Source organism: Idiomarina sp. UBA3162, from assembly GCF_002364475.1.
Lineage (GTDB): Bacteria > Pseudomonadota > Gammaproteobacteria > Enterobacterales > Alteromonadaceae > Idiomarina.
The window spans coordinates 5450-16124 of record NZ_DEYI01000029.1 but is presented as its reverse complement, the minus strand read 5'-3'; the positions used below and the strand labels follow the sequence as shown (position 1 = coordinate 16124).

At 48.9% G+C, this 10675-nt stretch carries 9 protein-coding genes; 2 read left to right on the top strand and 7 right to left on the bottom strand.

Going from position 1 to position 10675, the window contains the following annotated elements; translation table 11 throughout:
• The 3 genes from B2X00_RS03500 to B2X00_RS03490 form a co-directional block, all read right to left on the bottom strand.
• Positions 1 to 924, bottom strand: a 924-nt coding sequence (locus B2X00_RS03500; RefSeq protein WP_290486140.1) for a dicarboxylate/amino acid:cation symporter, incomplete at its 3' end; no start/stop codon positions are given.
• Positions 925 to 1033: 109 nt separating this feature from the next.
• The gene (sohB, locus tag B2X00_RS03495; RefSeq protein WP_290486139.1) at positions 1034 to 2029 is read right to left on the bottom strand and encodes a protease SohB; all 996 of its coding nucleotides are present in this window, start codon (positions 2027 to 2029) and stop codon (positions 1034 to 1036) included.
• A gap of 97 nt (positions 2030 to 2126) precedes the next feature.
• A complete protein-coding gene (locus B2X00_RS03490; protein WP_290486138.1) occupies positions 2127 to 4520 on the bottom strand; it encodes a VolA/Pla-1 family phospholipase in 2394 nt (797 codons plus the stop codon).
• Between the two features lie 182 nt (positions 4521 to 4702).
• On the opposite strand from B2X00_RS03490, the gene B2X00_RS03485 reads away from it, so the two are divergent.
• A complete protein-coding gene (locus tag B2X00_RS03485) occupies positions 4703 to 5455 on the top strand; it encodes a YciK family oxidoreductase (RefSeq protein WP_290486137.1) in 753 nt (250 codons plus the stop codon).
• 17 nt (positions 5456 to 5472) lie between these two features.
• Positions 5473 to 6546, top strand: a complete 1074-nt coding sequence (locus B2X00_RS03480) for a WD40/YVTN/BNR-like repeat-containing protein (RefSeq protein WP_290486136.1) — start codon at positions 5473 to 5475, stop codon at positions 6544 to 6546.
• Here B2X00_RS03480 and B2X00_RS03475 read toward each other — a convergent pair.
• The 4 genes from B2X00_RS03475 to nqrF form a co-directional block, all read right to left on the bottom strand.
• Positions 6494 to 8581, bottom strand: a complete 2088-nt coding sequence (locus tag B2X00_RS03475; protein WP_290486135.1) for an aminotransferase class V-fold PLP-dependent enzyme — start codon at positions 8579 to 8581, stop codon at positions 6494 to 6496. The genes B2X00_RS03480 and B2X00_RS03475 overlap by 53 nt on opposite strands.
• An 80-nt stretch (positions 8582 to 8661) precedes the next feature.
• Positions 8662 to 8874: a (Na+)-NQR maturation NqrM gene (gene nqrM, locus B2X00_RS03470; protein WP_071463485.1), complete on the bottom strand. Its 213-nt coding sequence runs from the start codon at positions 8872 to 8874 to the stop codon at positions 8662 to 8664.
• A 19-nt stretch (positions 8875 to 8893) separates the two neighbouring features.
• Positions 8894 to 9934, bottom strand: coding sequence for an FAD:protein FMN transferase (locus B2X00_RS03465; protein WP_290486134.1), 1041 nt, complete (start codon positions 9932 to 9934; stop codon positions 8894 to 8896).
• 3 nt (positions 9935 to 9937) lie between these two features.
• Positions 9938 to 10675 (bottom strand): NADH:ubiquinone reductase (Na(+)-transporting) subunit F (nqrF, locus tag B2X00_RS03460; RefSeq protein WP_290486133.1); only part of this gene is annotated, 738 nt, incomplete at its 5' end.

Genomic DNA, 10675 nt, shown 5'->3' with positions numbered 1-10675 from the left:
CATGTTAATGGTTGCACCAAGCGGTACGGTAAAGGAACCGACTGAATTACTCACGCCTAAACGCTTGGTCACGGTCTCAAGCGTTATCGGCATGGTCGCATTACTACTGGCAGTGCTAAAACCAAAGAGTTGTGCATCACGCATCTTGCGCAGAAAGATGCCTGGTTTTACGCGCGCTAACACACCGAGTAAGAACGGGTGAATAATCAAGCCATGAATCAAAAGCACGACGAGCACTAGGAAGAAATACTTCGCCAAACTAGATATCATACCCAGTCCGGTCTCGGTGAACAGCTTAGCCATCAAAGCGAAAACGCCATAAGGCGCAATGCTCATCAGAATCACCACCAGCTTCATGATAACTTCGTTAAAGTCCTCAAATAACCCCTTAACACGCTCTCCAGGCTTACCGACCAATGCCATGGCGATACCCAATAATAAAGCAAACACGATAATCTGCAGCATGTTGCCTTCCGCCATTGCGGTGATGGGGTTATCCGGGAATAGATCAATAATCACTTGCGACAACGATGGTGCCTCAGAAGGCTCAAAAGTCGCGTCACTTGCACGTTCGACACCGCTACCAGGTTGAATCAGAATCGCCGAAAAAATAGCAATTGAGATGGCGATGGCTGTAGTAATTAAGTACATGCCGACGGCTTTACCACCCAAACGGCCGAGCTTACTTGGATCGCTTAATGAGCACGTGCCCACGACCAAAGAAACCAACACCAGCGGCACCACTAGCATCTTCAACGATGTGATAAATATTTGACCAATGACGTTAAACAAACCATTGGTCAAATAACTATCGACCCATGCCGAGTCGCCAGCAAAATAGCGCAGCGCCATACCCAGCACGATACCTGCCACCATACCGATGACAATGCGGGTCGTCAGACTTAATTTTTTATTATCGCTCATAAGCGTCCTTTTTTGTTGTCTATCGGACTAAAAAAACCGCCATAGCCTAGCAGAAAAGCTAATTAAGGGGTAGTTACCGTGCGTTGAATGCATGGCAACTACCGAGCAGCTACACGTCGCTACGAGTCAACGAAGATTTTAAAGTATTCACTAACGTCGCGGTGCCTTTTGCAAACCGTTCGCTCAGCGGCTTTTTAATACTGTATTCGACTTTTAAAATGCGGTGTGCATCCAGTTGCTTCAACAACCAGGCATCACTGGTCACAATTTCATCAACAAGCCCTAGTTCAAGCGCTTCAGTTCCTGTCCATACTTCGCCAGTAGCGACTTTCTCGATGTCTAAGTCAGTACGATGCTGAGCGACATGCTCTTTAAACTGACGGTGAATAGCTTCTAAATCTTGCTTAAACTTACGTCGACCTTCATCCGTGTTTTCACCTAACACGGTTAATGTCCGTTTATATTCACCTGCGGTGATCTGCTCAATATCAATATCGTGATTCTTCAACCATTTATTGACGTTGGGCAGTTGTGCGACGACACCAATCGAACCAATAAACGCAAAAGGAGCCGATAAAATTTTGTTGCCAACACAAGCCATCATATAGCCACCGCTCGCAGCTACTTTATCAACCGCGATGGTAACTTTTAAGCCATGGTCAATGAGTCGTTGTAATTGTGCGGCACCCAACCCGTAACCGTGAACCACACCACCGCCACTTTCTAAACGGACTAAGACTTCGTCTTGATCGGTCGCCATGCTAACGATGGCATTCACTTCACGCTTGAGGCTGTCGACTTCCTTCGCATCCACCGAGCCTTTAAAATCAATCACAAAAAGTTTTGATTCTGGGCTACGCTCACCTTTACGCGCCTTTTTAAGCGCCTTTTGCGCTTTCTTCTGTGCCTTGCCGTCAAGTAGCTCAATGCGCAGATGATCGCGCATCTCATTCAATTCTTTTGATAAGTCAGTTACATCTAACTCACCTTTACCTCGCTTTTGCTTCTGCGCAGTCTGTGCCACTACACCCAACACGATAACTAACGCTAAAACAATGACAGCTGCTTTTATTATAAAGCCACCAATATCGGCAAGAAACTCCATACCTTCTCCTATATCCAAAACAAAAGGCCAGCAAATCTGCTGGCCTTTATTATACGCAAATGGCTGCGTTCAGTTTAGTCAGTCACCAATCAGTGGCTTACTGTACCACTTCTTCATTAGTCACTGGTAATTGCAACATACCCGAGCCAAACCAACTGAAGATTTGCGTTTGCATTTCTTGCGTTGAAGCAGGCGAAGCGGCTGGGCTCACGATTGACCCATGGTCGGCTTCTGGGAAACGCACCGCGCCTGACACCGGCTCACCATCTTCTGAGGTGACGGTCGCTGATACGCTCGGCAAGCCCATCAGACGAATAAGCGGCTCAGTACCTGCAAGTGGTTTGCCTTCAACCGCATTCGGAATCACCGTATCACCCACTGCTTCAATTAAGTGAATGGGTGAATCATTTGCAACAACTGCTGACGCATAGTTGACCGGATCCGCTGAATCCAGAACTGATTGCGCTGCAAAAGCAAATTGCTCAAAGGTCGCGTTGATTTGTGCCAGTTGCGCTTCAGGTGCCTGCGCGATAAAGCCGTCATAAACCTGAATTAATAGCGCATCAAAACCTTCGCCACCCGGTACAATACCCGCCTGTTCTGCTTGAGCGTTCACCGCAGCTGCAAACTCTTCACTACCCGAGTAAAGCAACTGAGACTTAATTGTTTTCTCAAACGCAGGCGACGCCAGTAGGAAGTTCGCTACGCTGCCGCCTGGCATCGCAAGGGATGTGGCTTGCACAGCAAATTGACCATTCAGCGCACTGAGTGGCGACTGTTCTGCAAACGGTGTATTGGTGATACCGGTAAAACCAACACCCGCGATCGCACCTAGCGAATGACCTACAAAGAACACTTTTTGGCCATTGATTTGCGAACCATCACTGGCTTGGAAGTAATTCAAGCTCACACGAAGTCCCATCAAATCAGCAATCGACTGACGTACGTTATCACGCGCTGCTAACAAGTTAGACAGATTCATGTACGCCGTAACGTTATCCGATGCGTTGATTTCATCAGTGCCATCGTTGTTTAAATCAAAACCACGATCACCGTGCAGTGGATGATCAATAGCTACGGTGGCAAAACCCGCCGCAGCCAATGAACCTGCGATACCGGCCGCGTTAGATTTATCACCCGTAATGCCGTGTTGGAAAATTACCACAGGCCAGCCACCAGCAGGCACGCCGTCTAGGGTTTCCATACCGCGACTCTGACGAATCTGATTCACCACGGCTAGGTCAGGAATAGTCACGAACGCCGGTACATCAACATCGCCTTGTTTCGCTGGCACAGGGTTGAACTTAGTGAGATGACGCTCTTCATCAACACCTGGGAAGTCAAAACAAGCGTTAGGCGGTAACAGTAAGCTCGGATCTTCAATAGCACCCGCAGGAATGCCCGCTCCAGCTGGATCAATCACACCTTGCTGAATCGCACCTAAAATAGACGCAGGACTGTCACACTGTGCACTCCAGCGGCCATTAATCGGTGCTTGAGGGTTAGCCTGTGAAGGTAAAGGTGAATAGTAAGGTAAGGTCACTTGACCACCGAACACGCGCGCCGCGGCTGCGATTTGCAATGTTTGTTGGTCAGTTACACCATTGCCCTGCAATACCTGAGCAAGCGATACACCTTGGCTCTGTGCGACGAGGGCTGGTGGATTTTGCGCAGCAATTTGTTGCGCTAATAACTGCTTGGTCACACCCAGCACATCGCCAACCGACTGAGTCGTGAAGTTTGATGTGTAAACAACGCTTTCCGTATCAACGCCGAATTGCGCTAACGCGCCTTCGTAACTGTTAATTAAACGCTGTAATGACACCGCTGAAGCGTCACCAGACACAGGTTTTTCATCCGCGTTGCGTTTCATCAACGTGTAGGTTTGTGAGGCTTTTACGTCACGACCTAACGAGTCTTGGATGTTGCTCGTTAGTGCAACAATATAGCCCGTCTTAGGCTTAAGCGGACGTAAAGGCACGATTGCCACGGTATTGTTATCAACCGCTTTCACTGTAAAGTCAGTACCGTGCTCGAGCTCACCTACTACAGCGCACGCTGCTGCCGGACTCGCTGCTGCACAGGCTTCAGATACGGCACTGCCGCCTTGCACGGTTTCAAAAATACGAATCGAACCTTGCGCTTCTAAACTAGCCGGAGTGACCGTCACGCGATCGCCGTTTTCGTCAACCGGTAAAGAGAAGTCAAAGGTTAATGTTGAGTGTGTGCCCCAGCCATCAAGACCATTTAAAGCCACCTGTGGGTTGCTAATCTCTGATGGGTCTGCGACTGGAATATTCAAGGTGCCGTCAACTGTACCGCTCAGTAAGATGTTACTCGGTACAGGGATAACACTGTTAGACGGATCAAATGCGACACGTGTCGCTGCTACACTGACTTCTTGCTCAGAAACCGGTGCACTGTCACCGCTACCACAGCCGACAAGTGCCAACGCACTGCCTATCGCCAATGGGAGTAATAATTTTTTCATGTGGATTCCCCAGTCCTTTTTTGCATTATTGTTATTCGCTTTCAGCTTAACGATTTTTATACACCTGTATGAATCAATATGAAAGGTTTTTTCCAGAAATTCTATTCGTTTGCTGAGAAGTTACTCGAATATACGTACAATAGCTTAACGATCTACAAACAGTCCAATGGAATCAAGTAAATATGCAAATCAAAAAGGTACATGACTATCAGGCGCCCGCCGATCTGCTGGCAGGTAAGACGATTCTGGTTACAGGCGCAGGCGAAGGTATCGGGCGCCAAGCCGCATTGAGCTTTGCGCAACATGGTGCCACCGTGATATTGCTGGGTCGCACAACGGCTAAGTTGGAGGCGGTGTATGATGAAATTGAGGCAGCCGGTTATACGCAAGCCGCTATCGTGCCGCTTGATTTAAAAGGTGCCACGGCACAGCATTACAAAGACATGGCGTCTACCATCGAACAGCAATTTGGCCATCTCGATGGCGTGTTACACAACGCAGGTATTCTTTCGATTCTGTCACCCTTTACTCATATTGACGAAAACGATTGGAATGACGCGCTGCAAATCAATGTCACCGGCCCAATGCTAATGACTCAGGCGTTAATGCCGGTGTTAGAAAAGGCTCCCTCTGCTTCGGTCGTGTTCACGTCCTCTGGGGTTGGTCGCAAGGGCCGTGCTTATTGGGGTAGCTACGCCGTATCGAAGTTTGCTACCGAGGGCTTAGCACAGGTAATCGCTGATGAATATGAGACCACATCAGTGCGTACTAACGTCATTAACCCAGGTGCGACGCGCACCAAGATGCGCTCGAAAGCCTACCCTGCAGAAGATCCAAAAACACTCAAAACGGCGTTAGATATTATGCCAACTTATTTGTATCTCATGGGCGATGATAGTAGAAATGAGAATAACCTGTGCTTTGACGCGCAGTAATTCAACCTGAGGTTTATATGATTGCTTCGATAGCAAAAGGCTCAATGGCATTACTGACTTTATCCAGCGGTGCTACGTTCGCGCAAACCACGACATCGGAACCGCCGGAGGTTGAAGTAATCACCTCGATTGAGTCCCAACAGTGGATAGGAATAAGCCCAGTCAGTCGTAACACCATCTGGGTATCAGGCGTCGATGGACGTGTTGCGCGTTCGACAGACGCGGGCGTCAGTTGGCAGTACTCACAACCGGGTCCAAGCGACTTGCAATTCCGCGACGTCGAAGCAATCGATGACCGCCGCGCCTACGCGTTAAGTATCGGCGATAATGGTCAATCGCGTATTTATTTTACCGAGAATGGTGGGGCAGACTGGCGTTTGCGCTACGGTGCTTCAAACGATACCTTCTTAAACTGTATGGCAGTTTCACCGCAAGGCGAGGCTTGGGTCGCTGGTGATAGCGTAGGTGACGAATGGCGCATGGTTCGCAGTCCCAGCGGACGCAACTGGATAAAAACCAACAGCGCAGTCAGCCAAAAGCCTCAAAGCAATGAAGGTGGTTTTGCCTCAAGTGGTAGCTGTGTTCGTTATCATAATGATACGTGGATGATGGGCACCGGCAACGCAGATATCGCAAGAGTATTGATCAAAGCCCGTTTTGGTATTCGCTTTGATGTCATCGAGACCCCTATGCAGTCAGGTCCAGGCGCGGGTATATTCGCGGTCTATCCTGACGATGAAGATAACTTCTATATTGCGGGCGGCCATCTTGAAACGGAACAAAATGACACATCCCGTTTATGGCAATATCAATCGGGTGAGTTTACTGCGTTACCAGAACCGCCTTTGTCAGGCGCTCTCTACAGTCTCGATAAAGTCGAGCATCAGGGCACCTGGTTACTTACCTCTAACCCTTCCGGTGCTGCCGCATTTCATGTTCAAAGCCAAACCTGGCACAAACTCAGCGATGCCAACATTTGGAACGTCCAATGTCATGGAGATGCCGCATGTTGGCTCGCCGGCAAAGAAGGCTACTTAGCTAAACTGGTGTGGAAGCCAGCGCAAGCCCCCCGGACAAATGTTGTACCTTAGTAAAGCCTAATCGCGTGAGCGCATCGGCCATAACGCCGCTGCGCTGACCTGAACGGCAAACACACACGAGCGGCGACGATTTTAGCTGCGGATGCTCATGAATAAACTGGATCGCTTCTGTGAGCGGTACATTAATAACCTGAGCGTGAGCGGGCAAATCGTCAACCACGTGCTCTTGACGCTCACGAACGTCAATAATAGTAATGTCATCGCGTTGCCACAGCGCATTTACATCTTCGACCACTTTAGCGGCACCCGCCGCCATTGTCTCCGCAAGGACCAACTGATGCGCGGCATCTTTACGAGGACACACAAGGGTCATCTCACTGATACAGTGTTTAATATCCTGGATGGACTGGTGCGCGCCTAAAAAGGCAAAGTCTACCCGCAGTCGTTCCGTTGCTTTAACCGGTTCACTCAGTAAAAAGGTCGGTAAATGGTCACCCAATTTAAATAAACGCCGTTGACCTACCGATAAGCAACCTTTAACACCACAATCACACTCTGCGGGTACGGCATCACATCCCGCCACGGCGCTTTCGGGCCAACCCCATGCGTCTGTGGCTTGCTCGGTATCAATCAGCATAGCACGCAACATCGAGGCCGCTTGTTGAACATCAGCATCATCCGAACTGACTAAGACACCTTTTACATCGTAATGTTGGCACTGAATGAGGTTTTCTAACCGACCGGCCAAAGCCGGGTGAGGGTCAATAACGGCCATTTCTCGAGCGCCACGATCAATTAGTACATAGCAACAATGGTCATCATACTTAAGCTGCACAACACCATCGAGCTGCGCATCGTGGTCATTGTTTGTGTCCGCCACGATCAGACAAGACTGCTGCAACGCCTGTGCGACACGTTGGATACGTTCACAGGCCTTATCGATAGTGTCTTGCGTGGTTGCGGGACCGAACGACATACGAATCGCTGACTCACTTTGCCAATCGCTTAAACCCATTGCGTCTAAGACGAAGCTGCGTGTCACCTTCGAACTACATGCGGAGCCTGAGCTCACTCGAATATGACTCGCATCTAAAACATCCATGATGTCCTTAGACGAAACCCCTTTCACCGAAAAGTTAAGCGTAGTGGGCAGCGAAACTGCGAAATCATGATTAAACACAATACTCGGAAATGCCATGCGTAATGCATTAGCCAATTGATCTCGATAACTCACAAGTGCCTGTGAATCTGCAAATACGCTTTGCGTATTATCAAGCATCAGTTCAAAGAGCGCGTGCAGTGCAGCAATGCCGGGCAGGTTTTCAGTACCTGAACGATACCCCGATTCCTGCCCGCCACCAATAATGAGTGGTGTGAATGGTGCTGACTCGCGCACCGCCATAAATCCGATACCTTTCGGACCATATAACTTATGGCCACTGAAAGGCGCATAATCAATCGACATATCGTCGAGGGCGAGTGGCAACTTGCCAAGGGCTTGGACGCAATCGACCATCCAAGGCACCTTAGGCGCATGGGCTCGAATTGTTTGCTCCAATGCGCGCAGATCCTGCTTTACACCGGTTTCATTATTCGCTGCCATGGTACATATCATCGCAGCCTGTCCAACATGCTCAGCAATAAATTCATGGTCAAGAATACCCTGCTCATTGACAGGTATTGCTTTCAACTCAGCATTAAGCCCTAACAATTGATTCCAATGTTGCAGCGCCTGCGGCACGGCTTTATGTTCGGTAGCGCCATACAGCAGGTAACTACGTGGCGATTGTGGGTTGTCGACAGCCGCTCGAATAGCCGATACAACAGCGGTTTGGATACCTTCGGTGGCACCACTGGTGAAAATAAGTTTACCAGAAGAAGCACCAACCACTCGGCGGGCCAGCTGGCGGGTTGTATCGAGGATATAGCGCGCTTTGAGTCCAGTAACATGGCTACTACTCGGATTACCGAATAGGGTTTCCATGGTATGCGACACCGCTTCTGCAATTTGCGGAAGCACAGGGGTCGTCGCATTACAATCAAGATACAGTTCTTTACTGTCGCTCTGTAGTGCAAACGGTTTCACGTGAGGCCCTCCTTCGAAACAACAGAGGCGCTTTACGCGCCCCTAATCACTTAATGTTATAACGATATAACTGTTGAGGGTCAACGAATTTCGTTCTCTTTCCATTGTGCCTCTTTGCGCATACGATCTTTTCGTTTATCGCACGGTTCGTCACAGTCGCATGCTTTCTCCATGCCTAATGCACCGATACCGCCGCAACTGCCTGAAATAGATTTTTTCTGCATGATATAGCCCACAGCCATCGCTAAAACGACGACTACAAAAAGAGCAAATACCAGTAAAAATGTTTGCATGAGTACTCCTTCTCAGTCCTTAACTCTTCGCTTGCAGCAAGGGTTCAAACTGTGGACTGACAAACTCCTGAAAACCGTCATCGGTCTTAAACACGAGCATCACCGCCAGCTTATGTTGCTGAGCAAACGCTTTAGCGCGTTCAGGCCCCATCACCATCAATGCTGTTGCATAGGCGTCTGCTGACATACAGTCATTAGCATAAACGCTTACAGACACGAGTTTATGTTGAATAGGCTCGCCGGTTCTTGGGTCAATAATATGAGAAAATCGACGACCTTCCTCAACATAAAAGTTTCGATAGTCACCAGAGGTGGCTAACGCGCCCTCTTTAAATGAGACAACTTCTTGCACAGCTCGTTCCGTAGAAACGGGCTTTTCTATAGCGAGGCGCCATGGTTCATTATCAGGCTTACCACCCGAGGCTACAATTTCACCACCAATTTCAACGAGATACTGGTTGATACCAAGATCTTCCAATAAACTCGCCACCCGATCGACACCATAACCTTTTGCGATGGTCGATAAGTCAACATAAACCTTAGGATGCGACTTACTTAATTGATGGTTATTGATGGCTAACTTTTGGTAACCCACATAAGCTTCAATTTCATCGAGTTGCTCAGCCGTTGGAATCTCTTCCGGTCGATTTTGCGGACCGAACCCCCACAAATTAACGAGCGGCCCAACGGTCACATCCAGCACGCCATCTGTTTCGTTAGCAATTTCAATCGCGCGTGACACCACGCGTTCCAGCGCGCGCGAGATAACTACAGGCTCGGTAGAGTAGTGTTGGTTAAACTTCGATAACTCAGACTCTGGGTCGTAGGTCGACATTTGTGCATTGACCTGCTGCAACACCGTGTCCACACGACGCTGAATCTCTTGTTTGCCGTAGCGAGGATCCTTACTAAACACAGTAATGTGATAGCTGGTTCCCATGGTCGCGCCCTGCATTTTAATAACACGCGGCGCATCAGAGCAAGAAACCAAAAAGGCTAGCCCCAAAAGGGCTAGCCACAGTTTGCTTGCTAATGCATGTTTCACTGTAGAAACGTTCATTAATTAGCCACCGAAATCATCCAACATAATGTTTTCATCTTCTACGCCCAGCTCTTTGAGCATATTGATGACCGCAGCGTTCATGACTGGCGGACCACACATGTAGAATTCACAGTCTTCAGGCGCATCATGGTCTTTCAGATAGCGCTCATAAAGCACGTTGTGGATGAAGCCAGTATCGCCATCCCAATCGTCCTCAGGCTGCGGATCAGACAATGCGACGTGCCAATCGAAGTTATCATTTTCTTCTTGCAGCATGTCAAAGTCTTCGGTGTAGAACATCTCACGTTTCGAACGCGCACCGTACCAGAACGAGATCTTACGATCGGTGTTCAAGCGACGGAGTTGGTCAAAGATGTGCGAGCGCATTGGCGCCATGCCTGCACCACCACCTACGAAGACCATTTCCGCTTCGGTTTCTTTCGCGAAGAACTCACCAAATGGACCTGAAATTGTCACTTTATCACCGGGTTTCAGGCTGAAGATGTATGATGACATCTTACCTGCTGGCAAGCTCAAGTCATTTGGCGGCGGCGTTGCACAACGCACATTAAGCATGATGATACCCTTCTCATCAGGGTAGTTCGCCATTGAGTATGCACGTACCACTTCTTCGTCGACTTTAGACTCAACGTCTAAGAAACCAAAGCGTTCCCAATCACCACGGTACTCCGGAGCGATATCAAAGTCTTTATACTTCACGTGGTGCGGCGGGCATTCGATTTGAATATAACCACCGGC

Coding starts and splice junctions, on each gene's coding strand:
- nqrM (WP_071463485.1), bottom strand. CDS start 8,874: ATGCAAACATTTTTACTGGTATTTGCTCTTTTTGTAGTCGTCGTTTTA.
- B2X00_RS03485 (WP_290486137.1), top strand. CDS start 4,703: ATGCAAATCAAAAAGGTACATGACTATCAGGCGCCCGCCGATCTGCTG.
- B2X00_RS03480 (WP_290486136.1), top strand. CDS start 5,473: ATGATTGCTTCGATAGCAAAAGGCTCAATGGCATTACTGACTTTATCC.
- B2X00_RS03490 (WP_290486138.1), bottom strand. CDS start 4,520: ATGAAAAAATTATTACTCCCATTGGCGATAGGCAGTGCGTTGGCACTT.
- sohB (WP_290486139.1), bottom strand. CDS start 2,029: ATGGAGTTTCTTGCCGATATTGGTGGCTTTATAATAAAAGCAGCTGTC.
- B2X00_RS03465 (WP_290486134.1), bottom strand. CDS start 9,934: ATGAACGTTTCTACAGTGAAACATGCATTAGCAAGCAAACTGTGGCTA.